The organism is Longispora fulva (genome assembly GCF_015751905.1).
Taxonomy (GTDB): domain Bacteria; phylum Actinomycetota; class Actinomycetes; order Mycobacteriales; family Micromonosporaceae; genus Longispora; species Longispora fulva.
Map to the genome: position 1 here is coordinate 3,947,429 of NZ_JADOUF010000001.1, position 25,430 is coordinate 3,972,858.

At 72.7% G+C, this 25,430-nt stretch carries 23 protein-coding genes and 1 pseudogene; 13 read left to right on the forward strand and 11 right to left on the reverse strand.

The features are described 5' to 3' along the window. Window positions 1-16: 16 nt before the first annotated feature. The 6 genes from IW245_RS17455 to IW245_RS17480 all read left to right on the forward strand — a co-directional run bounded on the left by IW245_RS17455 (window position 17) and on the right by IW245_RS17480 (window position 5,224). Window positions 17-637, forward strand: coding sequence for a P-loop NTPase family protein (locus IW245_RS17455; RefSeq protein ID WP_197004239.1), 621 nt, complete (start codon window positions 17-19; stop codon window positions 635-637). Window positions 638-687: 50 nt separating this feature from the next. Continuing rightward, complete coding sequence (locus tag IW245_RS17460; RefSeq protein WP_197004240.1) at window positions 688-1,644, forward strand: TIGR04222 domain-containing membrane protein; 957 nt, start codon at window positions 688-690, stop codon at window positions 1,642-1,644. A 38-nt stretch (window positions 1,645-1,682) separates the two neighbouring features. Then, window positions 1,683-2,483, forward strand: a complete 801-nt coding sequence (locus IW245_RS17465) for an MbnB/TglH/ChrH family RiPP precursor modification enzyme (RefSeq protein WP_197008553.1) — start codon at window positions 1,683-1,685, stop codon at window positions 2,481-2,483. Beyond that, window positions 2,476-2,967 (forward strand): SCO6045 C-terminal-like domain-containing protein, encoded by a 492-nt coding sequence (locus IW245_RS17470; protein WP_197004241.1) that lies wholly within the window; start codon window positions 2,476-2,478, stop codon window positions 2,965-2,967. The genes IW245_RS17465 and IW245_RS17470 overlap by 8 nt, the downstream gene beginning before the upstream one ends. A 61-nt stretch (window positions 2,968-3,028) precedes the next feature. Then, window positions 3,029-3,253, forward strand: a complete 225-nt coding sequence (locus tag IW245_RS17475; protein ID WP_197004242.1) for a hypothetical protein — start codon at window positions 3,029-3,031, stop codon at window positions 3,251-3,253. A gap of 60 nt (window positions 3,254-3,313) precedes the next feature. Further along, window positions 3,314-5,224, forward strand: coding sequence for an MGH1-like glycoside hydrolase domain-containing protein (locus IW245_RS17480; protein ID WP_197004243.1), 1,911 nt, complete (start codon window positions 3,314-3,316; stop codon window positions 5,222-5,224). Between the two features lie 157 nt (window positions 5,225-5,381). Here IW245_RS17480 and IW245_RS17485 read toward each other — a convergent pair whose 3' ends face one another. The 4 genes from IW245_RS17485 to IW245_RS17500 are packed head-to-tail and all read right to left on the reverse strand — an operon-like array spanning window position 5,382 to window position 8,213. Further along, window positions 5,382-6,149 (reverse strand): ABC transporter permease, encoded by a 768-nt coding sequence (locus IW245_RS17485; RefSeq protein WP_197004244.1) that lies wholly within the window; start codon window positions 6,147-6,149, stop codon window positions 5,382-5,384. Further along, the gene (locus tag IW245_RS17490) at window positions 6,146-7,096 is read right to left on the reverse strand and encodes an ABC transporter ATP-binding protein (RefSeq protein ID WP_197004245.1); all 951 of its coding nucleotides are present in this window, start codon (window positions 7,094-7,096) and stop codon (window positions 6,146-6,148) included. The genes IW245_RS17485 and IW245_RS17490 overlap by 4 nt, the downstream gene beginning before the upstream one ends. Next, entirely contained in the window at window positions 7,089-7,562 is a 474-nt protein-coding gene (locus tag IW245_RS17495; RefSeq protein ID WP_197004246.1) for a MarR family winged helix-turn-helix transcriptional regulator, read from the reverse strand. Before IW245_RS17495 ends, IW245_RS17490 begins: the two co-directional genes overlap by 8 nt. A gap of 36 nt (window positions 7,563-7,598) precedes the next feature. Next, window positions 7,599-8,213: a TetR/AcrR family transcriptional regulator gene (locus IW245_RS17500; protein WP_197004247.1), complete on the reverse strand. Its 615-nt coding sequence runs from the start codon at window positions 8,211-8,213 to the stop codon at window positions 7,599-7,601. Between the two features lie 96 nt (window positions 8,214-8,309). On the opposite strand from IW245_RS17500, the gene IW245_RS17505 reads away from it, so the two are divergent. From IW245_RS17505 to IW245_RS17520, 4 genes are all read left to right on the forward strand, one after another. Continuing rightward, on the forward strand, window positions 8,310-9,881 hold the full coding sequence (locus IW245_RS17505) for a DHA2 family efflux MFS transporter permease subunit (protein ID WP_231398837.1): 1,572 nt from the start codon (window positions 8,310-8,312) through the stop codon (window positions 9,879-9,881). 78 nt (window positions 9,882-9,959) lie between these two features. Further along, window positions 9,960-10,676 carry a hypothetical protein gene (locus IW245_RS17510; protein WP_197004249.1) on the forward strand — a complete coding sequence of 239 codons (717 nt, stop codon included), beginning with the start codon at window positions 9,960-9,962 and terminating at the stop codon, window positions 10,674-10,676. A 46-nt stretch (window positions 10,677-10,722) separates the two neighbouring features. Further along, window positions 10,723-12,057: a dihydrolipoyl dehydrogenase family protein gene (locus IW245_RS17515; protein WP_197004250.1), complete on the forward strand. Its 1,335-nt coding sequence runs from the start codon at window positions 10,723-10,725 to the stop codon at window positions 12,055-12,057. Between the two features lie 10 nt (window positions 12,058-12,067). Beyond that, a complete protein-coding gene (locus tag IW245_RS17520) occupies window positions 12,068-12,724 on the forward strand; it encodes a TetR family transcriptional regulator (RefSeq protein WP_197004251.1) in 657 nt (218 codons plus the stop codon). A 78-nt stretch (window positions 12,725-12,802) separates the two neighbouring features. On the opposite strand, the gene IW245_RS17525 is transcribed toward IW245_RS17520, so the two are convergent. Both IW245_RS17525 and IW245_RS17530 read right to left on the reverse strand, forming a co-directional pair. Next, window positions 12,803-13,615, reverse strand: a complete 813-nt coding sequence (locus IW245_RS17525) for a putative protein N(5)-glutamine methyltransferase (protein WP_197004252.1) — start codon at window positions 13,613-13,615, stop codon at window positions 12,803-12,805. Between the two features lie 181 nt (window positions 13,616-13,796). Beyond that, window positions 13,797-14,516, reverse strand: a complete 720-nt coding sequence (locus IW245_RS17530) for an SDR family NAD(P)-dependent oxidoreductase (protein ID WP_197004253.1) — start codon at window positions 14,514-14,516, stop codon at window positions 13,797-13,799. A 60-nt stretch (window positions 14,517-14,576) separates the two neighbouring features. Between IW245_RS17530 and IW245_RS17535 the strand changes: the two genes are divergently transcribed. The 3 genes from IW245_RS17535 (at window position 14,577) to IW245_RS17545 (ending at window position 17,873) form a co-directional block, all read left to right on the forward strand. Then, on the forward strand, window positions 14,577-15,083 hold the full coding sequence (locus IW245_RS17535) for a MarR family winged helix-turn-helix transcriptional regulator (protein ID WP_197004254.1): 507 nt from the start codon (window positions 14,577-14,579) through the stop codon (window positions 15,081-15,083). 106 nt (window positions 15,084-15,189) lie between these two features. Then, window positions 15,190-16,614 (forward strand): MBOAT family O-acyltransferase, encoded by a 1,425-nt coding sequence (locus tag IW245_RS17540; protein WP_197004255.1) that lies wholly within the window; start codon window positions 15,190-15,192, stop codon window positions 16,612-16,614. Window positions 16,615-16,649: 35 nt separating this feature from the next. Continuing rightward, window positions 16,650-17,873 (forward strand): alginate O-acetyltransferase AlgX-related protein, encoded by a 1,224-nt coding sequence (locus tag IW245_RS17545; RefSeq protein ID WP_197004256.1) that lies wholly within the window; start codon window positions 16,650-16,652, stop codon window positions 17,871-17,873. Window positions 17,874-17,902: 29 nt separating this feature from the next. Here the strand turns inward: IW245_RS17545 and IW245_RS17550 are convergent, their stop codons facing one another. The 5 genes and pseudogenes from IW245_RS17550 to IW245_RS17570 form a co-directional block, all read right to left on the reverse strand. Next, a complete protein-coding gene (locus tag IW245_RS17550; RefSeq protein WP_197004257.1) occupies window positions 17,903-19,060 on the reverse strand; it encodes an acyl-CoA dehydrogenase family protein in 1,158 nt (385 codons plus the stop codon). Next, entirely contained in the window at window positions 19,057-21,063 is a 2,007-nt protein-coding gene (locus IW245_RS17555) for an acetyl/propionyl/methylcrotonyl-CoA carboxylase subunit alpha (protein ID WP_197004258.1), read from the reverse strand. Before IW245_RS17555 ends, IW245_RS17550 begins: the two co-directional genes overlap by 4 nt. Beyond that, window positions 21,060-22,604: an acyl-CoA carboxylase subunit beta gene (locus IW245_RS17560; RefSeq protein WP_197004259.1), complete on the reverse strand. Its 1,545-nt coding sequence runs from the start codon at window positions 22,602-22,604 to the stop codon at window positions 21,060-21,062. The genes IW245_RS17555 and IW245_RS17560 overlap by 4 nt, the downstream gene beginning before the upstream one ends. Continuing rightward, the gene (locus IW245_RS17565) at window positions 22,594-24,420 is read right to left on the reverse strand and encodes an acyclic terpene utilization AtuA family protein (RefSeq protein WP_197004260.1); all 1,827 of its coding nucleotides are present in this window, start codon (window positions 24,418-24,420) and stop codon (window positions 22,594-22,596) included. The genes IW245_RS17560 and IW245_RS17565 overlap by 11 nt, the downstream gene beginning before the upstream one ends. A gap of 68 nt (window positions 24,421-24,488) precedes the next feature. Continuing rightward, window positions 24,489-25,268, reverse strand: a pseudogene (locus tag IW245_RS17570) (TIGR03084 family metal-binding protein); the annotation flags it as partial. Window positions 25,269-25,430 lie beyond the last annotated feature (162 nt).

Here is a 25,430-nt window from a genome sequence, read left to right on the forward strand (position 1 = left end):
CGAACCACCTGACGCCGTGACGACGCACGACCTGCGCGGGCCCGGAGAGCCCACGACCCTGCGCTATCCGGCCGGCGCCGTGCTCGTCGTCGCAGGCATCCCCGGCGCGGGCAAGACCACCCTGCTCCGCCGGCTGTTCGACCTCACCGGCCGCGAGACGGGCCCGGTGCCACTCCCGGGCGGCGGCTGGCTGCTGGACTCCGAGCAGGCCCGCAACCGGTGGCGTCGCAGGCTCGGCGGCCGGGTGCCGTACGCGGCCTACCGACCGGTGGTGCACCTCACCCACTACCTCGCGGTGTACCGGGCGGTCCGCGCCGGCCGGGGCGTCGTCCTGCATGACTGCGGCACCCGGCGCGTCCTGCTGCGGTTCCTCACCGGGAGGCCGACCCACCTGATCGCCCTCGACGTGCCGGCGGCCGTGGCGCGCGCCGGGCAGCACGCGCGGGGCCGGCGGGTCCGCGGCCGGGCGTTCCGCCGGCACGACCGGGCCTGGCGGTTCCCCGCCGACGGCGGCCCGCCCCCGGTCGCCCGGGGCTACCGCAGCCTGGTGCTGCTCGACCGGGAGGCCACCGACCGGATCGCGGCCATCGTCCTGGGCGGTGCGATCAGGTCTGCGACAGGGACTGTCGTGCTGTGACGTCGAACCCCCACAATGGGGTGCACAGCAACCAGCACGGGGGGACCTCGATGGCGGACGACACACTCGTGGTCGCGTTCCTGCTCTCCGGAGCGGCCCTGCTCGCCGTCTCCGTCGTCGTGCGCGGGCGGCTGTTCGCCGGCGGCGGCGGACACCACCTGCCGATCGACCCGATCGATGTCGCGTACCTCAAGGGCGGCCCCGGGCTCGCCGAGTACGCGGCGCTCGCGGCACTGCGCGCGGCCGGCGCCGTGGCCCCCGACGGCACGCCCGGGACTCTGCCCGTCGGGATGCCCAGGCTCGCGCGGGTCGCCCACGAGGGCATCGTCGCCGGGTCGGGCCCGTGGCAGTCATTGCGCACCCCGGCCGGCCGGGAGGCCCAGGACCAGATCCGGACGAAGCTGGAGCGTCAGGGGCTGCTGACCAGCCGGTCGCAGCGCGCGGGGGCCCGGGTCGGCCCGATCGTGCTGCTCGGCGCGGCGGCCGGTGGCGTCGCGTTGGCGGCGCGGTCCGTCGAGCCCCGGCACACCGTGCTGTTCGTGCTGGGCACCGCCCTCCTCGCGATCGTCGGGGTACTGACGCTGCGGGCCCCGTACCGCACCGTGGCCGGGAAGGTGGTCCTGCGCGACCAGACCCGGCGCAACGGTCACCTGCACCCGCGCAACCGGCCGGCGTGGGAGACGTACGGGCCGGCGGGAGCCGCGCTCAGCGTCGGGCTGTTCGGGACCGCCGCGTGGTGGGCCTCCGACCCGGACTACGCCCGCGCCCTGGGCATGAGCCGGGTGTACGTGGGCGGCAGTGGCCCGCACCCGTACTCGTCGTGCAGTGCCAGCAACGCGCCGTCGTCGAGCTGTTCGTCGGCCGACACGGGTTCGGGATCGTCCTGCAACGCGTCCAGCTGCAACTCCTCGAGCTGCGGCTCGTCGTCGGGGTGCGGTTCGAGTTCGTCCAGTTGCAGTTCGTCGAGCTGCGGTTCCGGGTCGAGCTGCGGCGGGGGCGGGAATTGACCGACGGATCCGCGGCCGGTGGCGGGCCTGGCGCGCGGGTGTCCGGGGTGGGGATCGGGTGGCGGCCCGAGATCGCCGGGTTCGTCGCCGACCTCGCCGGGCTGCGGTTCTGCGAGGTGATCGCCGAGACCCTGGGCGCGGGGATGCCCGCCCCGCTCGCCGAGCTGCGTGACCGGGGCGTCGCCGTGGTCCCGCACGGGGTGGCACTGTCCCTCGGCGGCGCGGAGCCGGTCGACCCCGCGCGGGTGGAACGGCTCGCCCGGTGCGCCCGGCTGCTCGACGCCCCGCTGGTCAGCGAGCACGTCGCGTTCGTCCGGGCCGGTGGGGTGGAGGCCGGGCACCTGCTGCCGGTGCCGCGCAGCCGGGAGGCGCTCGCCGCGACCGTGGCCAACGTCCGGCGGACCCAGGCGGAGCTGGCGGTGCCGCTCGCGCTGGAGCCGATCGCCGCGCTGTTCGACTGGCCGGACGACGAGCTGACCGAGGCGCAGTTCCTCACCGAACTGCTCGACGCGACCGGCGCGCTGCTGCTCCTGGACGTCGCCAACGTGTACGCCAACGCCCGCAACCGGGGCACCGACCCGCTCGCCCTGCTCGACGCGCTCCCCCTCGAACGGGTCGCGTACGCGCACGTGGCCGGGGGCGCCGAGCACGCCGGCCTCTACCACGACACCCACGCGCACCCCGTGCCGCCGGAGGTGTTCGCGCTGGTCGGCGAGCTGTGCGCCCGGCACCGGCCGCCGGGGCTGCTCCTCGAACGCGACGACCGGTACCCGTCAGCCGTGGCGTTGCGGGCCGAACTCGACGCGCTGGCGGCGGCGTCCGGCCATCCCCGTGTCTGACCGGCCGTCGCCGGAGACGTCCGCGCCGCCCGCAACCGGGCCGGCCGAACCGGCGCAGCCACCACCCGAGCGGGCCGGTCTCGCCGAGCGGCAGGCCCGGCTCGTCGCAGCGCTGGTCGCCGGGGACCCGCCGCCGCCCGGCTTCGACCCGGCGCTGCTCGCCGCCACCACGGCCGGGCTGCTCGCCAAGCGGGCCGGAGACGCGGCCCGCGCCTGGCCGGAGCTCGCCGCGAGCCTCGGGACCGGGGCCGGCTGGGCCCGGTGGTTCGCCGCCTGGGCCGCCGGCCGCCCGCCCGGCGGGTCCTACGCCGACGGCCTGGCCGCCGCGCGGGACCGGGCCGCGTCGGGTGACCTGACCGGGGCCGCGGCCGTCGAGCTGGCCGTGCGGGAGGTCGCCCGGCTGCCGTGGCGGTCGGTGCGCTGGAACCGGGCGGCCCGGGTGCTGCGGGTCGCGGGGCGGACCTTCGTCCTGCGGGGACAGTGACGCCGGACCGGTACCGAAAATTCACGTCATACCGGGACGACAAAACCGTCAGATGCGTATGATGACGACGCCGAAGCCCGGTGACCTGCTGGTTCTCGACCGCGACGCCTCACCCCAGTTCGCCGGGCGGGCCCTGACCGTCCGGGTGATCCGGATGACGGACCGACACTCCTCCGTGGGCGGCTGGGGGTGGGCCGAGGTGTACGTGCTGGACAGCCGCGGGGACGCGACCGGCAGGCGCGAGGTGTTCGTCCATCTCGCGGGGCTCCGTCCACGGAAGAGCTAACCGAACCCGAATGATATTTTACGTTCGTTCATGATCGGCGATAAATGTACGGGGGGCGCGGTGGACGAGTTCGCCAACGTGCTGGACCTCGTCGGGGTGCCCGAACGCGCCCGGCCCGCCGACCACAACCCGCTGACGGTGTTCGCCGACCTGGGCGCGTGGCACGGGTACGCGCTGCCCGACGCCGGGCACGCCGGCGGCTTCACCGGCCCGTTGTACGTGGCCGAGGAGTACCCCTGGTGGCTGGCGACGGTGTTCAGCCGCCTGGGGCTGACCGACCTGGACACCGGCGAGCCGGTCGACCTGGTGCTGGAGAGCGCCGACGCGCTCCCGGGACGGCTGCGGCAGGTGTGCGTCGGGGCGGGGCTGACGGTGACGCTGGGCCTGTGGTACACGTCGCATCGCGGTGCCACGGTCGAGGCCCGGGTCCGGCACGACGGTGACGGCGCGCGGCGGCTGGCCGTGTCCTGGACCGGCGCGCTGCTCCCGCACGGGTACGCGCCGACCCTGCGCGCCACGGCCACCGGGGTCGAGGCCGTGTTCCGGGAGGTCCGCGACCGGCAGGCGTTCCTGTCCACGGCCGACGCGCGGTTCGAGGTCACCCACGACGCACCGGTGATCAGCGTCGTCACGGGCGACAGCTACCGCACCGACCGGGTCGCCCCGTTGGTCGTGACCGGCGAGGCCCGGCTGACCTGGCAGGAGAGCTACACGTTCACCGCCGCCGAACGCGACCGGCTCGCGGCGGTGCGCGCCGAGCCCCCCGACGCCCGCTGGGCCCGCTACCTCGCCCGGGCCCTCGACGGCGTCGCCCCCGACCGCCGCCGCCTGGCCGCCAAGGCCGTCAGCACGCTCGTCACCAACTGGCGCAGCCCGGCCGGGGCGCTGCGCCGCGACGGCGTCACCCCCTCCCTGAGTTCCGCCGCGCACAACGGCTTCTGGTCCTGGGACTCGTGGAAGCACGCCGCCGGGGTGGCCACGTTCGACCCGGCGCTGGCCGCCTCCGTGATCGAGTCCGTGTTCGACCACCAGCGCGACGACGGCATGGTGCCCGACGCGGTGTTCTACAACCGCGACGGCGCGAACTGGAACGAGCGCAACACCAAGCCGCCCCTGGCGGCGTGGGCGGTGTGGCAGGTCTACCACGCCGGCCGCGACCTGGCGTTCCTCCGCCGGCTCTACCCGCGCCTGGTCGCCTACCACCGCTGGTGGTACGACGCCCGCGACCGGCTCGGATCCGGCGTCTGCGCGTACGGGGCCACCCTCGACCCGGCCAACGACACCGACAAGGCCGTCGCCGAGGCCGCCACCTGGGAGTCCGGGATGGACAACGCGCCCCGGTTCGACGACGTGACCGTGCTGCCCGCGCGGGCCGGGTTCACGCTCGAGCAGCAGTCGGTGTGCCTGAACGCGTACCTGGCCGCCGAGAAGGACCATCTCACGCTGATCGCCCGTGCGGTGGGCTCCGCGGACACGTTCCCGTCGAAGCACGTGGCCGGCTATGTCCGCGACCGGATGTACGACCCGGCGACCGGCTGGTTCTACGACACCGTCGACGGCGAGCCCCTCGTCGGGCGGGGCAAGGGCATCGAGGGCGTCATCCCGCTGTGGGCCGGCATCGCCACCCTGCCGCAGACCGTGGCGGTGCGCGCGGCGCTGCTGGACCCGGGCCGGTTCGGCACCCCGGTGCCGTGCCCGACTGTGTCGGCCGACAGCGCGTCGTTCGCCCCGGACCGGCGGTGGCGGGGGCCGGTGTGGCTGGACCAGGTGGCGTTCGCCGTGGAGGGGCTGCGGCGGGCCGGGTTCTCCGGGGAGGCCGGGGCGCTGACGGAGCGGCTGTTCGCGCACGCCGACGGGCTGGCCGGGGACGCGCCGCTGCACGAGAACTACCACCCGTTGACCGGTGCCCGCCAGGGCGTGCCAAACTTCAGCTGGTCGGCGGCGGCGGTGCTCCTCCTGCTGCGCGGCTGAAAACCTTTTCCGGTTACGGTGGGGCCTGACCCGGGTTCCATCAGCCCCTCTCGTCGGGGAAAAAGGGCCCGGCCCTGGGTGTATCACTGCTTGCGGCCGGGATGTGCGGTCTGTCTACACATCTCGGCCGTAAACCGTGATCATCGAGGTAGTCAGGTCAGTCCAGCGCGCGGCGGTAGAAGCCCTTCAGGCCGGTCGCCGTGAGGACAGCCCCCGCCACGGTCAGCGCCGTCAGGCACAGCCACGGCGGCAGGTGCGGCACGTCGGGAACGAGCGCGGCGCGGACCCCCTCGGACAGGTAGGTCAGCGGGTTCGCCGCCGTCACCCACTGGAACCACGGCAGCGCGTGCAGCGACTTCCACGGGTACTGCGTCGCGCCTGTGAACATCAGCGGGGTGAGGATCACGGCGAACCCGACGCTGATCCGGTTCGGCGGCATCCAGGTGCCCACGTTCATGCCGAGCGCCCCGCCGACCCAGCCGCCGAGCAGCAGGGCCCCGACCAGCAGCGGCAGGCCGGCGGTCCGCCACGGGGCGTGGCCGAGGACCAGCGCGCCGATCGGGAACATCAGCACGGCGGCGACGATCGACCGGATGACGGCCATGCACAGCTTCTCCACCGCGACGAGCCCGATCGGCAGCGGGGCGAGCAGCCGGTCCTCGATCTCCCTGGTGAACGAGAACTCCATGACCAGCGGGAACGCCACGCTCTGCAACGCGGTGAGGAACGCCGTCAGCGCCACCATGCCGGGCAGCAGCAGCCGGCCGAAGCCGGCGGACACGTAGCCGGCGCTGCCGAGGACCTTGGCGAACACGAAGAGCATGAACAGGGGTTGCAGGGCCACCTGGAGCAGGAAGACCCAGAACTCCTTGCCCGTGACGAACAGGTCCCGCCACAGGATGGCGAGGAACGCCTTGCGGGTCACCGCAGCCCCCTTCCGGTCAGGTTGATGAAGACGTCCTCGAGGCTGGGTTCGCCGAGGTGCACGTCGGACAGGCCGGCGTCGTGCGCGCCGAGCAGGGTGGCGACGGGGGCGAGCAGGTCGGGGCCGGGTCTGGTCAGGTACAACCGGAGTCTGGAGTCCTTGACCTTCTCGACCCGGTCCACGCCGTCGAGGTCGGCGACGAGACCGATCAGCGCCGGATCGTCGCGGGTGACCGTGAGCTCCAGGATCGACTGTCCGGACAGGCTGTGGGTGAGCGCCGCCGGGGTGTCCAGGGCGAGCAGGCTGCCGTGGTCGATGATGCCGACCCGGTCGCTCATCTCGGCGGCCTCGTCCATGTCGTGCGTGGTCAGCACGATCGTGGTGCCCCGGTCGCGCAGGTCGCGGACCCGGTCCCAGAGGAAGAGCCGGGACTGCGGGTCCAGGCCGGCGGTCGGTTCGTCGAGGAACAGCACCTCCGGCTCGTGCATCAGCGCGCGGGCGATCATGACCCGCTGCACCATGCCCCCGGAGTACTGCTCGACCTTGTCGTCGGCCCGGTCGGCCAGCCCGAACTCGCCGAGCAGCGTCGCGGCCCGCTCGCGCCGCTCGGCCCGGGGCACCCCGTGGTAGGCGGCGTGGAAGACCAGGTTCTGCCGGGGGGTCAGCGAGCGGTCGAGGTTGCCGCGCTGGGGCACGACGGCGAGTTTCGTGCGGGCCAACACCGGGTTGGCGATCACGTCGACGCCGCCGACGCTGGCGGTGCCGCCGGTGGCCCGGACCCGGGTGGTGAGCACGCCGATCGTGGTGGACTTGCCGGCCCCGTTCGGGCCGAGCAGGCCGAAGATCTCACCCCGGCGGACCTCGAAACTGAGGCCGTCGACGGCGTTGACCTCCTTTTTCGGGTACCGCTTGACCAGGTCCTCGACGACAACCGTGGCGTCAGCCATCGAGCTCGACCTCCTCGCAAGTCAGAGAGATCAGCTCCATCAGGTACTCCCGGACCACCGCCTCCTTGGCCGGGTCGGCCTCGACGGCGCTCGGCGGGAACACGGTGCTCAACCGGGGCATGATCTGGCCGACCCTGGCCCGGCCCGGCTCGGTGAGGGAGATGAAGACGACCCGGCGGTCGCCCTCGTCGCGCTCGCGGGCGACGAGGGCGGACTTCTCCAGGGTGTCGACCACCCCGGTGAGGGTGGCCGGCTTGATCCAGCTCAGTTCGGCGAGGTCGCGGCTGGCGACCCGGTCGCCGTGCCGGGCGAGGAGGAGCAGGACGGAGGCCCCGGCCGGGGTCAGGCCCTCCAGGTCACTGAGTGCCGCGGCCCAGTTGCGGCCGACGGCGCTGCCCGCGATCGCGACCAGCCGGCGCAGGGGCGCGCCGTCCAGGCTGCGGGCGAGATGGGGTGGCAATGGCATGCCAAAAGATTAGCCCCCGAAAGATTTGGGGCCAAACTATTTAGCGGCCGGGTAGTTGATCCCCGCCGCGAGCAGCTCGAACGCCTCGTCGAGGTTGTCCGACAGCGGCCGGCCGCGGTCCGCCTCGTGCCAGGTCATCGCGACCTGGATCGCCGTGATCGCCATCGACGCCACCAGGTACGCCCGGCGGTCGTCGGCCAGCACGCCCATCCGCGCGGCCAGGCACCCGGCCAACTCGTCGGTGCGCACCGCGCTGACGGCCCGGCACCGGGCGGCCAGGGCCGGACTGGCGGCCATCAGGGCCTGCATGCACGAGACCTTCTCCGGGTCGAAGCCGTGGGTGCCCCGCTCGGCGGCGCGGACCACCTCGACCGCGGCGTGCCGGACGACGTCGAGGACGGCCTCGTGCGCCGGGCGGGCGCGGATCAGGTCGAAGAGCAGCGCGAACTGCTGCTCCTGGATGGAGAGGAGGAGGTCGTCCTTGCTCTCGAAGTACCGGAAGAAGGTGCGGGCGGAGACCTCGACGGAGTCAGCGATCTCGTCGACCGTCGCCGCCTCGTAGCCCTTGCGCTGGAACAGGTCGAACGCGGCGTCGACCAGCGCCTCCCTGGTGCGCTGCTTCTTGCGCTCGCGCAGGCTCGCCGTCTCCATGGCCCGAAGTGTATCCCATGGTCAGCCGATGACTAATGTCACAGCTTCGCCTTTGTCGGTTGACGGCAGATGTCAGTGGCTGACAAATTACCGGGTATGACACTCACGCTCGACGCCCCGGCCCCCGAGGCCGCCCGACGCGGCAGCCGCAACCCCTGGCTCACCCTCGCCGCCGTCGCGATCGGCATCGCGATGGTCGGTCTCGACGCGACCGTCGTCGCCATCGCCAACCCCGCCATCGCCCGCGACCTCGGCGCCGGCCTGTCCGGCCTGCAGTGGGTCACCAACGGCTACCTGCTCGCTCTCGCCGTCTCCCTGATCATCGCCGGCCGGCTCGCCGACCGGTTCGGCCGCAAGAAGCTCTTCCTGCTCGGCGTCGTCGGGTTCGCGGTCGCCTCGGTGGCGATCGGGTTCTCCGGCAGCATCGGCATGGTGATCTTCTGGCGGGTGATCCAGGGCCTCGCCGGGGCGCTGCTCCAGCCGGCGAGCCTCGCGATCCTGCGCAACGCGTTCCCGGCCGAGAAGCTCAACATGGCCATCGGCATCTGGGGCGGCACGTCGGCGCTGTCCATCGCCAGCGGCCCGATCGTCGCCGGCCTGCTCGTCGAGAACGTCGACTGGCAGAGCGTCTTCTTCCTCAACGCGCCGCTCGCCGTCGCCGCCGTCGTCCTCGGCTGGTTCGTGATCCGCGAGTCCAAGGACCCGGGCGCGGCCGGCTCCTTCGACCTGCCCGGGGTCGTCCTGCTGTCCGGCGCGCTGTTCTCCCTGGTCTGGGGCCTGATCAAGGCGCAGGAGCACGGCTTCGGCGACGCCCTGCCGCTCGGCTTCCTGATCGGCGCGCTCGTCCTGCTCGCCGGGTTCGTCGTCCGGGAGTCCCTGACCCGGCACCCGCTGCTGCCGCTGAGCCTGTTCCGCAACGTCTCACTGTCGGCCGGCACCGCGCTGGTCACCCTGGCGTTCTTCTCCCTGTTCGGCGCGTTCTTCTTCCTCACCCTCTACCTGCAGCAGGTGCACGGCATGGGACCGGTCGAGGCCGGCGTCCGACTGCTGCCGCTGACCGCCACGTTCATGTTCTCCGCGCCGGCGGCGGGTGCGCTGACCGCGAGGTTCGGGCCGCGCCTGCCGCTGGTCGCCGGGATGGGACTCACGGCCGTGGCATTGTTCGGACTGTCGCGGGCGGAGGTCGACGCGGAGTACGTGACTCTGTGGCCCTGGTTCGTGCTGCTCGGGCTGGGCTTCGGCCTGGTCATCGTCGCCGGCACCGAGGCGATCGTCGGCAACGCCCCGGTCGAGCTCGCCGGGGTGGCCGGCGGCCTGCAGCAGACCGGCGCGCAACTCGGCGGGGTGCTCGGCACGACGGTGTTCAGCACGATCATCGCCAGCCGGGTCGGGGACGTCCTCGTCCCCCGCCTGACCGAGTCGGGGGTGCCGGCCCAGGTGGCGCCGCAGTTCCAGGCCGCGGAGCAGTACGTCGCACAGGGGGTGGCCCCGGTGCCGCCGGGGACGCCGGCGGACCTCGCCCGGGCCGTCACGAACGGCGCGCACCTGGCCTTCATGGACGGATTCCACACCACGCTGACCGTGGGGGCGATCGTGGCCCTGGTCGGGGCGGTCGTGGCGCTCGTGGTCCGCAGGGGCGAGAACGCGGGAGCCGGCGTAGCACTGTAGACAAAGGCGCTTCGCATTGGTTACCGTCGATGCACCTTTAGTAAAGTTTCCTAAAGGTCACTTGATGGAGGACCCCTCATGCAGAAGCTCATCAGACACGGATGGGTCGTCGGCCTCCTGGCCGGCGCCCTGTTCCTGCTCGGGCTCGGCGTCACCGGTCACACCGCCACCGCGACCACGGCGGTCGGACCCGGCACGACGAGCACGGTCACCGGCGGCCCGGACACGTTCACGCAGGTCCAGCCGACCGGAGCTCCCTCGGAGTACGACAAGCCCCTCGAACGGTGCGCCAACGGGACCAGCCACCCCATCTCCGGACCGAACCCGATCCTGTCCGAACCGGCCACCACGAAGTTCACCAGCAACCTGCCGCTCACGCTCAGCGTGCGGACCAGCGGCGACATCTGGTGGGGCCAGACCGCACTCGTGTTCACCAACCGGTCGAACACCGCGTTCCACATCGACTGCGCCGTGATCACGTTCGTCGCGCCGTCCGGCTCCGGTGACCACAGCTTCCAGAACACCGTCACCTTCGGCCACCCGCAGCAGGACTACGTCGAGGTGCCCAAGGGCGGCGGCAACTCCTACTACATCATCCGGCTCGGGTTCCACGACGTGCCGCTCGCGCAGCGGATCGCGCAGCCGGGCAAGCCGTTCGAGTACCAGCTCAACGGGCCGGGCAGCTCGATCGCCCGCGAGGCCATCCGCGACTCCGTGCGCTTCTACGGCGACCTGGACCTCAAGGCCAACGACGCGCTGGTGAAGAAGTACGGCACCGACCGACTGACCAACTGACCGCGTGTGGACCGTGCCGGGTGGAGCGGCACGGCACACTGGTCGGATGGACATCATCGTGATCGGACTGGGCGTCGGCGGCGAGGAAGTGGCCGGCCGGCTGGCGGAGGCGGGGCTGGACGTGCTGGGCGTCGAGGGTCGCCTGGTCGGCGGCGAGTGCCCGTACTACGGCTGCATCCCCAGCAAGATGATGATCCGGGCCGGCAACGCCCTCGCCGAGGCCCGCAGGGTGCCGACGTACGCCGGGCAGGCCGCGGTGCGCCCCGACTGGGCCCCGGTGCACGCCCGGATCCGCGACGAGGCCACCGACAACTGGAACGACCAGGTCGCCGTCGACCGGTTCACCGGCAAGGGCGGCACGTTCCTGCGCGGGCACGCCCGGCTGATCGGCCCCGGCCGGGTCCAGGTCGGCTCCGACGTGTACGAGGCGGGCCGCGGCGTCATCATCGCCACCGGCACCACCCCCGTCATCCCGCCGATCCCCGGCCTGGCCGACAGCCCCTACTGGACCAACCGCGACGCCATCGAGGCCGCCGAGCTGCCCGGCTCGTTGACGGTGCTCGGCGGTGGCGCGATCGGCCTGGAACTCGCCCAGGTGTTCGCCCGGTTCGGCGTCGCCGTCACCGTCGTCGAGGCCGGCGACCGGCTGCTCGCGATGGAGGAGCCCGAGTCCTCGACGGTCGCCCAGCGGGCGCTCGCCGGGGACGGTGTGACCGTGCACCTCGGCCGGCGGGCCGTGAAGGTGGACGGCACGACCGTGTTCCTCGACGACGGCACCGAGATCACGTCGGAACGGGTCCTGGTCGCCACCGGCCGCAGGGTCGACCTCGCCGGCCTCGGGCTCGACACTCTGGGCCTGGACCCGGGTGCCCGCGCCCTCGAGGTGGACGAGTGGATGCGGGCCGGCGAGGGCCTGTGGGCCGTCGGCGACGTCACCGGGCGGGACGCGTTCACCCACATCGCGATGTACCAGGCCGACATCGCCGTCCGCGACATCCTCGGCCAGGGCGGGCCGGCGGCCGACTACAAGGCGCTGCCCCGGGTGACGTTCACCGACCCGGAGATCGGGGCGGTCGGGCTCACCGAGCACCAGGCCCGCGAGAAGGGGCTGGCCGTCGGCGTCGGACACACCCCGCTGGGCTCCTCCACCCGGGGCTGGATCCACGGCGTCGGCGACGAGGGGTTCATCAAGCTCGTCGTGGACACCGACCGGGGCGTGCTGGTCGGGGCCACCTCCGCCGGACCCGACGGGGGCGAGGTGCTCGCCGGGCTCGCCGTGGCCGTGCACGCCGAGGTGCCGTTGGACACGCTGCGCAGCATGATCTACGCGTACCCGACGTTCCACCGCGCGATCTCCGAGGCGGTCCGCACGATCCACTAGTGTCGGGGGGATGACGGGCAGGCGGGAGCAGGAACGGAGCCGGACCACCCGGTTGCGGCTCATGCGGGCCACCGCCGAGTGCCTGGTCGAGCTGGGCTGGTCGGGCACCACCACCACCGCGGTGTCCGAACGCGCCGGCGTGTCCCGCGGCGCGCAGCTGCACCACTACCCGACCCGGGCCGAACTCGTCGTCGCCGCCGTCGAGCACGTGGCCGTCGCGCGCACCGAGGAGCTGCTGCGCACCGCCGACACCCTGCCCCGGGACGGGCGACGGACCCTGGCGGTGCTGGAGCTGCTCGCCGAGCTGTACACGGGGCCGCTGTTCGAGGCCGCCGTGGAGCTGTGGGTCGCGGCGCGGACCGACCCGCAGTTGCACGCCGTGGTGATGCCGCTGGAGGACCGGCTGGGGCGGGAAGGGTACCGGCTGGCCCTGGAACTGCTCGGGGTCGACGACACCCGGGCCGAGATCCGCGACGCCGTCGGGGCGACATTGGACCTGGTGCGCGGCTTCGGGCTGGCGAACCTGCTCAGCGACGACCGGTCGCGGCGGAGCAGGCTGCTGCGGCAGTGGGCGGCGATGCTCGACGCCGTCCTCGCCGAGCCGGCGCCCGGCCGGGACCGGGAGCCGCCGACGGGGGCCGGGTCGGGGACCTCCGTACCCGTCTGAGGGTGTGATCGTGCCGGCCAACGGCGCCGGCGGGGCCCCACGGTCCGGGGCGGCGGCGCTGGCCGGCGCGCACAGGCCCTACGTCCTCGGGCGGGTGCCGATCACGACCGTGGCGTACAGCTCCTCGGACGTCGCGATCCGCGACACCAGTCCTGCGGCGGTGAACACGTCGAGGGTCCGGGGCGCCTGGTCCTCGCTCGTCTCGACCAGCAGGTGACCGCCCGGGGCCAGCCACTCCACCGCCCCGGCGGCGACCCGGCGCTGCACGTCGAGCCCGTCCGAGCCGCCGTCGAGGGTCACGTGCGGCTCGTGCAGCCGGGCCTCCGGCGGCAGGAACCCGATCTCGTCGGTGGGCACGTACGGGGCGTTGCAGACCAGCACGTCGATCCTGCCGCGCAGCGTGGCGGGCAGGGCCGCGTACAGGTCGCCCTCGTGGACCTCGCCGGAGGGGCCGAGGTTGCGGCGGGCGCAGCGGACCGCGTCCGGCTCGATGTCCGCGGCGTGCAGTTCGACGCCGGGCAGGGCTGTGACCAGGGCGGCGCCGACCGCGCCCGAGCCGCAGCAGAGGTCGACGACGACGGGGCGGGCGGCGGTGGCGTCCGCGGCCTCGCGGGCCAGGTCCGTGGCCTCCCGGGCCAGGAACATGGTGCGGCGACGGGGGACGAACACCCCGGGATCCACGGCGATGCGCAGGCCGCAGAACTCGGCCCAGCCCAGGACGTGTTCGAGGGGTAGTCCGGCGACCCGGCGGTCCACCATGGCGGCGAGCTCGACCGGGGACGCCCCGGCGGACAGGAGCAGGTCGGCCTCGTCCTCGGCGAAGACACAGCCGACGGCCCGGAGCCGGGCGACGATGGCGGACGCGGAGAGATGCGACAGTGCGAGTGACATGAGAGAACCTTTCGGGGGGTACCGACGGGGGCTCTCTCGGTCGACTACGTCAGGAGGACCGCGCGGCCGTACGAGGAGAGCACCCGGCCTGGACTAACGGTCATGGGTTCCCACCTCCTCGATATGTCCGGCACCGGCACACATGACACTACATGATCCATACCACCGCCCACAATCATCGCTACCGACCCAGATAGGCCCCGCCGTTGACGTGCACGACCTGGCCCGTGAGGTGCCCGGCGGCCGGCGAGGCGAGGAAGTCCACAGTCGCGGCCACGTCCGCGGTGGTGCCCGGCCGGCCGTTGCGGGTGGCCGCGACCCGCTGGGCGACCCCGTCGTCGGTGAGCCGGTCGCGGAAGAACTCGGTGGCGACGATCAGGCCCGGGGAGACCACGTTCGCGGTGATGCCGCGCGGGCCGAGCTGGGTCGCCAGGGACGCCGTCCAGGCCTCGACCGCCGCCTTGGCCGCGCCGTAGGAGTTGGCGCCCAGCCGGGCGGCGATCGAGCCGATCGTGACGATCCGCGCGTCGTCGGCGAGGCGGGGGGTCAGCGCCGTGGTGACCAGGACGGCCGACAGCAGGTTGGCGTCGAGGTTGGCCCGCCAGTTGGCGGCGAGGGCCGCCAGGTCGTCCCCGTCGTCCGGCCGGTCGAAGTCCGTGTTGCCGCCGGCGTTGTTGACCAGGACGTCGACCGTGGCGGGCAGGTCGGCCAGCGCCGCGGCGACGGCGGCCGGGTCGGCGGCGTCGAACGGCACGGCCGTGGCCCCGAGCCGGTCGGCGGCCTCGCGCAGCGCGGACTCCCGCCGGCCGGTGATCACCACGTGGTCGCCGGCTCGGGTGAAGGACTCCGCCACGGCGTACCCGATCCCGGTCGCGCCCCCGGTGACGACAACTGTCCGCATGCCAAACTCCTTTAGGCCTAAACTAGTATCCGGGGAGCACGTTAACACGAGGAGCGCGCCATGGACGATGCCGTCGACCTGATCCAGTCCGCCTGGGCCCGCGAACGCCCGGGCACCCCGGTCGAGTCCATCGGCGTGATCACCCGGGTCTGGCGGATCGGCAAGATCCTGTCCGACGAGCGCCGCAGGACCCTGACCCGGCTCGGCATCGACGCCGCGACCCTCGACCTGCTGAGCACCCTGCGCCGGTCGGGGACCCCCTACCGGCTGCCCCCGGGTGAACTGGCCCGGTTGTCGCTGGTCAGCGCGGGGGCCATCTCGCAGCGCGTCGCCCGGGCCGAGACCGACGGGCTGGTACGCCGGGAGAAGGGCGGGCCTGACGGGCGCTCGGTCCTGGTGACCCTGACGGCCGCCGGGCACGCGCTGCTGGACCGGTCGGTGGACGACCTGCTCACCCACGAACAGAGCCTGCTCGGGGCGCTCGCCCCTGACGAGCTGGGCCAGCTGTCCGCCCTGCTCAAGGCACTTCTCGCCGGGCTGAGCGAACCACTCGCCGACCCGGAGTGAAGGTGCGGTCACCCGGATTTTGCCTGAAGGTGGTCATTCGCTAGTCTCTCGGGACCGGGGACCCATCATGCGTCAGCATGCCCTCGCGCCAAGGAGCCGCACCGCGATGTCGTTCGCTTCCCCGATGTTCCTCTGGTATTTCATGCCAGCCGTCCTGGGGGCGTACTGGCTGCTACCGGCCCGGGCGCGCAACTGGGTCATCGCCGTGGCCAGCCTGCTGTTCTACGCATGGGGAGCCGGCAGTTTCGTCCTGCTGCTCCTCGGGTGCATGGTGCTCAACTTCGCCTCCGGCCTGGCCATCGACGGCGGATGGCTCAAGGCCCGGCGACGCCTGCGGTCGGCGCTCCTGGTCGCCACGGTGGGCGCGGACCTGTCGATCCTGGTGATCTGGAAGTACGCCGGCTTCGGCAGCACCCAACTGCACCACCTCTTCCCCGACGTCCCGATCCTGCACATCCTGCTGCCGATCGGGATCTCGTTCTTCACCTTCCACCACCTCAGCTATGTCGTGGACGTCTACCGTGGCTCCCGACCGGCACAGCGCAACCCCGTCCAGTTCGTCACCTATATCGCGATGTTCCCGCAGCTCATCGCCGGACCTATCGTGCGATACCACGAAATCTCCGAGCAGCTCGCCCAGTCCAGGGCGGGACAGCGGCTGCGGGACTTCGCCGACGGCTTCCCCCGGTTCGCGCTCGGTCTGGCCAAAAAGGTGATCATCGCCGACTCGATCGCGCCGATCGCCAACGCGGTGTTCGGCGCGCCCGTGGACCAGCTCGACTGGCGGACCGCGTGGATCGGGGCCCTGGCCTACACGATCCAGATCTACTTCGACTTCTCCGGATACTCGGACATGGCCATCGGCCTCGCCGCGATGTTCGGCTTCACGCTGCCGGAGAACTTCAACCGGCCGTACGCCGCGCTGTCGATCACCGACTTCTGGCGCCGCTGGCACATGTCCCTGTCCCGGTGGTTCCGCGACTACGTCTACATCCCCCTGGGCGGCAACCGCGGCTCGTCGATGGCGACCTACCGCAACCTGTTCACCGTGTTCGTGCTCACGGGCTTCTGGCACGGCGCCCAGTGGACGTTCCTGGTCTGGGGGCTGTTCCACGGCGGCATGCTGGCCCTGGAGCGGCTGACCGGGCTCGCCAGGATCGACGCCACCCGCTGGGTGGCGCCCCGCCGGATCCTGACCCTGCTCGCGGTGATCGTCGGATGGGTCCTGTTCCGCGCCGACAGCCTCCCGCACGGGTTGGGCATCCTGAAGATCATGGCGGTACCCCGGTTCACCGGCACGTCCGCCGTCCTGATCGACGCGGGGATCCGCAACCAGGCGCTGATCCTCCTGGCGTTCGGGCTGCTCGTGGTGTTCATCCCCGCGCGCTTCACGATGGGGCGGTTCCTCGAGGACAGCCGCACCCGACTCGCCGGGGCCGCGCGCCTGGCCTACAGCGTCGTGGCGGCACCCGCCGCCGCGATCCTGGTGGCGGCCGGCACGTTCAGCCCGTTCCTGTACTTCCAGTTCTGAGCCCAGACATCGTGCGTGACGTTGACGGAGCCATTGTGACCATCCGGGATATCTCCACCGAGCAGGAACACGCCACCCCGGACCTTCCCACCGGCGGGCGGGTCCGGCGGCGGTGGCCGGTCGGCAGGATCGCCGTAGGGCTGGTCGCGCTCCTGTTCTTCGGGGGCCCGGCCCTGGCCGGTGCCGCCGGCGAGCGGTCCGGGAACATCGAGAACCGCGCGCTGGCACCGCGGCCCTCGATCTCCGACGGGTGGGAGTTCTTCCCCGAACTCAACAAGTGGGCGATCGACCGCCTGCCGCTCCGCGACCGCGCCGTGCGGGCCAACGACGAGGTCAGCGAGGCCGTCTTCGACGAGCTGCCGGCCTCCGCCGGGGGCAAACCGCCGGTGATGATGGGCAAGGACGGCCGCCTCTTCCTCGCCGACGACTTCGGGTACGCGTGCCGGGGCAACGAGCACATGGCCGACGTGGGCGCGAACGTCGCACGGCTGGGCCGGCTCATCGTCCGGGCGGGCGCCACCCTCACCACGTTCGTGGCACCGGACAAGACCTCGATCGAGACGGAGCAACTGCCCGGCCGGTATCCGTCGGACACCTGCGGCAACGCCGGGAAGCTGGCCCTGCGGCAGAAGCTGGCGAGCACCCCGCCGCAGGGGTACGTCGACCTGTACGCCCCGATCGAGGACGTCCGGCGCGAACACGGCACGGCGTACCTGCGGTACGACACCCACTGGAACGACTACGGCCGGATCCAGTTCGCCAAGGTGTACGCGGGCCATCTCGACCCCGCGCTGCTGAACGGGGTCCGCACCGAGGTGGGGAGCCCGCAGCCGGTGCTCGGGGACCTGAATCTGCTGCGCGGCCGGCAGGAGAAGACGCCGATCGAACGCGCCTCCCTCGTCCGGCCCGGGGTCACGACCGTGGCCGGCGTCCAGACGGTGGAGAACACCGCGCTGGACGTCAGCGTCTCCCGGAGCACCGGGGCCCCGCTGCACCCGGGGCGGACCGTGATGATCGGCGACTCGTTCCTGCACAGCGCGACACCGGCGCTGCAGCCGTTCTTCAGCGAACTCGTCATCGTCGCCCCGACCTTCCGGAAGATCGACGCGGCGAATCTGGGCCGGCTCCTCCTGACGGCGGACACCGTCGCGTTCGAACAGGTCGAGCGGTACTACTACGGGGCCGACGCGGGGATTCTCTCGACGGAGTACCTCGACGAGGTGGAGCGGGCGATCGACGCTGGCCTGGCGGGCCGCTGAGTCACCAGCGGCCCGTGGGGCCAGGCCGGTCAGTAGGAGCGGGGCAGGCCCAGGGTGTGCTGGGCGACGTAGTTGAGGATCATCTCGCGGCTGACCGGGGCGACCCTGGCCACCCGGGAGGCGACGAGCAGGGCGGCGACGCCGTAGTCGACGGACAGGCCGTTGCCGCCCAGGGTCTGGATCGACTGGTCGACGATGCGCGCGGCGGCTTCCGCGGCGGCGTACTTGGCCATGTTCGCCGCCTCGCCGGCCCCCTCGTCGTCGCCGGCGTCGTAGAGCCACGCGGCCTTCTGGGTGAGTAGCCGGGCCTGTTCGAGTTCGATCGCGCACACCGCAAGGGGGTGCGCGATGCCCTGGTGCGCGCCGATCGGGCCCTGCCACACGGTGCGGGTCTTCGCGTAGTCCACGGCGGTGTCCAGGGCCTGGCGGGCCATGCCGAGGCTGAACGCTGCGACCATGATCCGTTCGGGGTTCAGGCCGGCGAACAGCTGTCGCAGACCGGCGTCCTCGTCGCCGACCAGCGCGTCGGCCGGCAGCGCCACGTCGTCGAGGAACAGCGCGAACTGTTTCTCCGGCGCGACGAGTTCCATCTCGATCGGCTGCCAGGTGAACCCGGGCACGTCGGTGGGCACGATGAACAGGGCCGGCTTGAGCCTGCCGGTGCGGGCGTCGGCGCTGCGGCCCACGACGAGGACGGCGTCGGCCTGGTCCACGCCGGAGATGAAGACCTTGCGACCGTTGAGAACCCACCCTTCCTCGGTACGGGTCCCCGTCGTCGTCAGGTTGTGGCTGTTGGAGCCCGCGTCGGGTTCGGTGATGCCGAACGCCATCGTGGTGGAGCCGTCCGCGATCCCGGGCAGCCACCTCTCCTTCTGGGCCACGGTGCCGAACCGGGCGATGATCGAGCCGCAGATCGCCGGGGAGACGACCATGAGCAACAGGGGACAGCCGGCGGCGCCGAGTTCCTCGCACACCGCCGCGAGGTCCGCGATGCCGCCGCCCCCGCCGCCGTACTCGGCCGGGATGTTGACGCCCAGGTAGCCGTACCGGCCGGCCTCTTCCCACAGTTCCGTGGCGCGGCCGTCGGTGCGGACCTTGTCGCGCATGTAGCGGTGGCCGTAGCGCTTGCCGAGCTCGGCGACCGCCGCGCGCAGGGCGCGACGCTCGTCGGATTCGTGGAAGTTCACTGGTGTGCCTCCAGTACCGCGAGAAGGGTGTCGGTGTCGACCTGGTCGCCGACGCGGACGTGCAGGGCCGTGAGTGTCCCGTCGGCGTCGGCCGTGACGGGGAAACGCATCTTCATGGCTTCCAACTCCAGGAGCAGCGCCCCGGCGGGCAGCCGTTGGCCGGCGGTGACGTGCACGGCGACCACGGTGCCGGGCATCGGGGCGAGCAGGGAACCGGCGGCGTGCGCGGCCCGGGGCGGCGGGAACCGGTCCACCGGGACCAGGGTCACCGCTCCGAGCGGCGAGTCCACACACACCAGGCCCGGGTAGGTCGCCACCTCGAACGTGTGCCGCAGGCCGTCGCGGGCCAGCACCACCCGGTCGGGGGTAGCGGAGACCAGTTCCACCCCCGACAGGTCGACACCCTGGTGGGTCGCGGCCAGGCCGGTGCGGGTCAGGCCGTAGGTCACCTCGTGGCCCACGAACACCTTCACCTGCTGGCTCGATGGCACGTTCCGCCAGCCGGACGGGATGCCGCCGAGCACCGGCGCGCCGGCTCGGTTCCGGGCGGCCGCGGCCAGAGCGGCGGCCAACACGGACAGCCTGTCGACCTCCGGGGCGGCGGTCAGGGCGTGCCGGGCGAAGAAGCCGGTGTCCGTGGCACCGGCCAGGAACTCCGGATGGCGCAGGGTGCGCACCAGCAGGTCCCGGTTCGTGGCCAGGCCGTGCAGGGCCGCGCCGGCCAGCGCCGAGGCCAGCCGCCGGGCCGCCTCCTCCCGGGTCGGGGCCCAGGCCACCACCTTCGCGAGCATCGGATCATAGTGGACACTGACCTGGTCGGCGCCCGCGTCGTCGACCCGCAGGCCGAATCCGACGGGCACCGCGAACCGCGCGTCGATCCCCGGAATCTCACACCGGTGCAGCGCGCCGGCCTGGGGCAGCCAGTCGCGGGCCGGATCCTCCGCGTACAGCCGGGCCTCGATCGCGTGCCCGGTCGGCTCCGGGGGCTCCGGGGGCAGCGCCGCGCCCTCGGCGATCCGGAGCTGCCATGCCACCAGGTCCAGCCCCGTGACGCACTCGGTCACCGGGTGCTCGACCTGGAGCCGGGTGTTCATCTCCAGGAAGAAGAACTCGCCGGTCGGGGCGACGAGGAACTCGACGGTGCCGGCGCCGGTGTACCCGATGGCCCGACAGATCCCGACCGAGGCTGCGGCGAGCTGGCCGCGCAGCGTCCCGGTGACGAACGGGGACGGGGTCTCCTCGATCACCTTCTGGTGGCGGCGCTGCAGGGAGCACTCGCGCTCCCCCAGGGTCCAGACCGTGCCGTGCGTGTCGGCGAGGACCTGGACCTCGATGTGCCGGCCGTCGGCGACATAGGGCTCGACGAAGACCTCGGCGTCGCCGAACGCCGCGGCGGCCTCGGCGCGGGCGATCGCGAGCTCGGCCTCCAGGCGGGCCGGGTCGTGCACGATCCGCATGCCCCGGCCGCCGCCGCCGGCGTCGGCCTTGATGAGGACGGGGAAGAAGGCTTCGTCTCCCGCACCGGGAGCGGCGTCGACCGGGCGGGCCGGGGTGGGGGGTGCCGCCTCGGAGGCCGGGCCCGACGAGGGCGGCCCGAGGGTCCGGGACGACAGGGTGGGGACGCCGGCGTCGATGGCCAGCTTCTTCGCCGCCAGTTTGGAGCCCATCGCGGCGATCATCTCCGCCGACGGCCCGACCCACGTCAGCCCGGCGTCGTGCACCCGCAGCGCGAACTCGGCGTTCTCCGACAGGAACCCGTATCCCGGGTGCACCGCGTCCGCGCCCGCGCCGAGCGCCGCCGCGATGATCAGGTCGCCCCTCAGGTACGTGTCCGCCGGCGTCACCCCCGGCAGCCCCACGGCCAGGTCGGCCTCCGCGACGAATGGCGCGTCGGCGTCCACGTCGGAGAACACCGCCACCGTCTCGATGCCCAGGTCACGGCACGTCCGGAGGATCCGGCGGGCGATCTCTCCCCGGTTGGCGACCAGCAGTCTGGTGATCACGGCCGGAACACCCCGTATCCGTCGGTGCCCTTGACCGGGGCGGAATGGATGGCCGACAGGCAGATGCCGAGGACCGTGCGGGTGTCGCGGGGGTCGATCACCCCGTCGTCGTAGAGGCGGCCGGACAGGAACATCGGCAGCGACTCCGCCTCGATCTGCGCCTCGACGGCGGCGCGCATCATGGCGTCGCGGCCCTCGTCGTACCGGTCGCCGGCCGCCTGGCGCGCGATGATCGACAGGACACCGGCCAGCTGCTGGGGACCCATCACCGCGGCCTTGGCGCTGGGCCAGGCGAACAGGAACCGGGGATCGAACGCCCGGCCGCACATCCCGTAGTGGCCGGCGCCGTAGGAGGCTCCCATCAGGACGGACAGGTGCGGCACCCGGCTGTTGGAGACCGCGTTGATCATCATGGCACCGTACTTGATGATGCCGCCCCGTTCGTACTCCGCGCCGACCATGTATCCCGTCGTGTTGTGCAGGAAGATCAGCGGGGTGTCCGAGGAGTTGGCCAGCTGGATGAACTGGGCGGCCTTCTGCGACTCCTCCGCGAACAGCACGCCGCGCGCGTTGGCGAGGATACCGACCGGGTAGCCGTGCAGCCGGGCCCAGCCCGTGACGAGACTTGGCCCGTAGAGGGGTTTGACCTCGTCGAACTCTGACCCGTCCACGATTCTCGCGATCACCTCGCGCGGATCGAAGGGGGTCTTGAGATCCTCGGGGATGAGGTCGAGGAGGTCTTCCTCGTCCTTCAGCGGGGGCCTCGATTCCTGTGGTGAGGGGCCATGCTTGCGCCAGTTGAGCCGCGCGACGATCCGCCGCCCGATCCGGATCGCGTCCCGCTCGTCCTCCGCCAGGTGGTCGGCCAGCCCCGACACCCGGGCGTGCATCAACGCCCCGCCCAGGGACTCGTCGTCGGACTCCTCCCCCGTGGCCATCCTCACCAACGGCGGACCGGCCAGGAACACCTTCGACCGGTCCCGGATCATCACCACGTGGTCGGACATTCCCGGGATGTACGCCCCGCCGGCCGTCGAGTTGCCGAACACCAGGGCGATCGTCGGCAGCCCCGCCGCCGACGCCCGGGTCAGGTCCCTGAACACCCGGCCACCCGGGATGAAGATCTCCTTCTGGCTCGGCAGGTCCGCGCCCCCCGACTCCACCAGGTTGATCAGCGGCAACCGGTTCTCCATCGCGATGTCGGCCGCCCTGAACGTCTTCTTCAGCGTCCACGGGTTGCTGGCCCCGCCGCGCACCGTCGGGTCGTTGGCGATGATGACGCACTCGACGCCCTCGACGACCCCGATCCCGGTGACGACGCTGGCCCCGACCGGGTAGTCGCTCCCCCAGCCGGCGAGGGGGGCCAGCTCCAGGAACGGGGAGTCCTCGTCGATCAGCAGCTCGATGCGTTCCCTGGGCAGCAGTTTGCCCCGCTGGTGGTGTCTGCCGGTGTACTTCGCGCCTCCGCCCGCGACGGCCTTGGCGTGTTCCGCGTCGAGTTCGGCGAGCTTGGTGAGCATCGCCGTGCGGTTACCGGTCATGGGTGGGTCCTGTTCGCGATGGGCGGGTGGGGCTGGTCGGATCGCCGTCCGGTCCGGGTCGGGGACTGTCCCGGGTCGCCGGATCCCGCTTCAGGAGGTCCTCCGGAATGTCCACGAGACGCGAGCGCAGCCATTCCCCGACCGCCTTGCCCTGCGGGTCGAAGCGCACGCCCTCGGCGACCCCGCTGCCGAGCAGGCCGTCGATGACGAACAGGACGGCGTGCAGGTTGGGCAGCAGGTGTCGCGTGACGTCGTGTGCGGCCGTCTCCGGGAGCAGGGTGCGGAGCCGGTCGGAGGTGAGGGTGGTGGTGAGCCACGGCCAGGCGCGCGGGTCGCGGACCCAGACGCCGAGGGTGACGGCCCCGCCCTTGTCCCCGGACCGGGCCCCGATCAGGGTGCCGAGCGGAACGCGGCGGGTGGGGCGGTCCGGGGCGCGGTCGGCAGCCGGTCCGGGCTCGGTGCTTCCGGCTTCCGGCGGCTCCGGGACGGTGGTGGTCGCGATCGGCGCGCGGCTGGCGGCATGGTCCTCCGCGACAGCGCCGGAGCCCACTGGGGCGGGCTGGACCTCGCGGCGGGTGGCGTCGGGGAGGACCAGTACCTGGGTGATCTCGGATGCCGGCAGGGACTCGGCGTGGTAGTCGCCGTACGGGACCGCCTCGCCCGGGAGGGACGCCAGGTGGAAGCCCGGGACACTGGCCAGGGCCAGTTCGACCACGCGGGAGCTGAACGCCCGGCCCACCGTCTTCGGGTCGCCGCCGCGGACCACGCAGCGCAGCAGTGCGCTGGCCTCCTCCTGGACATCGGCGTCGGGATGGTCTGTGCGGGCCAGGGTCCACCGGGCGTCGGGGAGGTCGAGCTGCATGCGGATCAGACCGGCCTTGGCGTCGACGTCCAGGCCGGTCAGGACGAAGAGCGCCTCGTTGCGGTATCCGCCGAGGGATGTCACCGCCACCTTCACCGTGTCGGGTGGTGGCTCGCCGCGCACGCCGCTGACCAGCACCCGATCGGGGCCGGCCTGCTCCAGGGCGATCGTGTCGAAACGGGTGGTCACGTCGGGGCCGGCGTAGCGGGGGCCGGTGATCTCGTACAGCAGCTGGGCGCGGACCGTGTCGACCGTGACCGCGCCGTCCGTGCCCGGATGCTTGGTGATCACGGCCGAGCCGTCGGCGTGGACCTCCGCGACCGGGAAGCCCGGGTGCCGCAGCGCCGGCAGCTCGGTGAAGAAGGCGTAGTTGCCGCCGGTGGTCTGGGTGCCGCACTCCAGCGCGTGGCCGGCGACCGTGGCCCCGGCGAGGGCGTCCCAGTCGTCGCGGGCCCAGCCGAAGTGCGCGGCGGCCGGGCCGACCACGAGCGAGGCGTCGGTGACCCGCCCCGTGATCACGATGTCCGCGCCGGCCGCCAGTCCCTCGGCGATCCCCCAGGCCCCGAGGTACGCGTTGGCCGTCAGCGCCCCGGGAAACCGGTCCCGGACGTCGTCGCCCTCGACGTGCGCGACCGTCGCGTCGAGTCCGAGGGTCGCGGCCAGGGTGCGCAGCGCGCGTGCGAGTCCGGCCGGGTTGAGGCCGCCGGCGTTGGTGACGATCCGTACCCGGCGGTCGAGAGCCAGGCCGAGGCACTCCTCCATCTGGCTGAGGAACGTGCGGGCGTAGCCCAGGCTCGGGTCCTTCAGCTGGTCACGGCCGAGGATGAGCATGGTCAGCTCGGCCAGGTAGTCGCCGGTGAGCACGTCGAGCTCGCCGCCGGTGAGCATTTCCCGGACGGCGGACCGCCGGTCGCCGTAGAACCCGGACGCGTTGCCGATCCGCAACGTCCTCACGCGTCGACCCCCGACCGGTCCGGCGCGACTGCGCCACTGGCCAGAGGGCCGCCAGCGCCCGGAAGGTGGGCGCCACCGGCCGGGGGGCGACCGGCGCCTGGGGGGCCTGCGAAGGCCTGGGCGATGTCCAGCCACCGGTCGGCGACCGCGCCCTCCGCGCGCAGAGCCAGGTCGGAACGGTGCCGGCGTTGCGTGACGAGGAGGCAGAAGTCCAGGGCCGGGCCGGTGACCCGTTCGGAGCTGTCGTCTGGGCCCCAGGTCCACAGGTCGCCGTCCGGGGCGGTCAGTTCGACCCGGGGCTGGCCGGCCGGTGGTTCGAGGCCGCGGACGGCGAACCCGAAGGACCAGGTGCGTACGCCCAGGTGCGCGATGTGCCGCAGTCGCGCGGTCGGTCGGCGGGCGACGCCCAGCGCCTCGGCCACGTCCTCGCCGTGCGCCCAGGTCTCCATGATCCGGGCTGTGGCCATCGATGTGCCGTTCATGGGCGGCCCGTACCAGGGGAACGTGGCCTTCGGGGTCGTGGCCAGGGCCTCGGCGAGTCGGGCGCGCGTGTCGCGCCAGGCGGCGAGGAGCGCTCGGGGTGTGCGGCGGGCCCCGGCGGCGGCGCCCTCGTCGACGAACCGGGCCGGGTCGATGTCCGCCAGGTCGGCGAGGAAGCCCGTCGGGTCGGTGACGGCCTGCAGTGCCCGCTCGTCCGTCCAGGCGAGGTGTGCGACCTGGTGGGCGATCGTCCAGCCGGGCGCGGGGGTCGGCCGGTGCCAGCCGGCGTCGTCCAGCGGCGTGACCAGGGCCTCGAGGCTCTCGCCCTCCAGGCGCAGGTCGGTCAGGACGTCGGCGAGCTCGACCATGGCGTCTCCACTGTGCCCGCGGGGCTACGACTCTTCGACCATCCCACTCCCGTACCCGAAAAACAAGCTGCTCTGACTGTTTATCTCGGCGGCTGTTCCCACATCGGCTCGTCCCCCTGCGGCCCGAGGTCCGCGGCGACCCTGGCCCGGACAGCGGTCAGG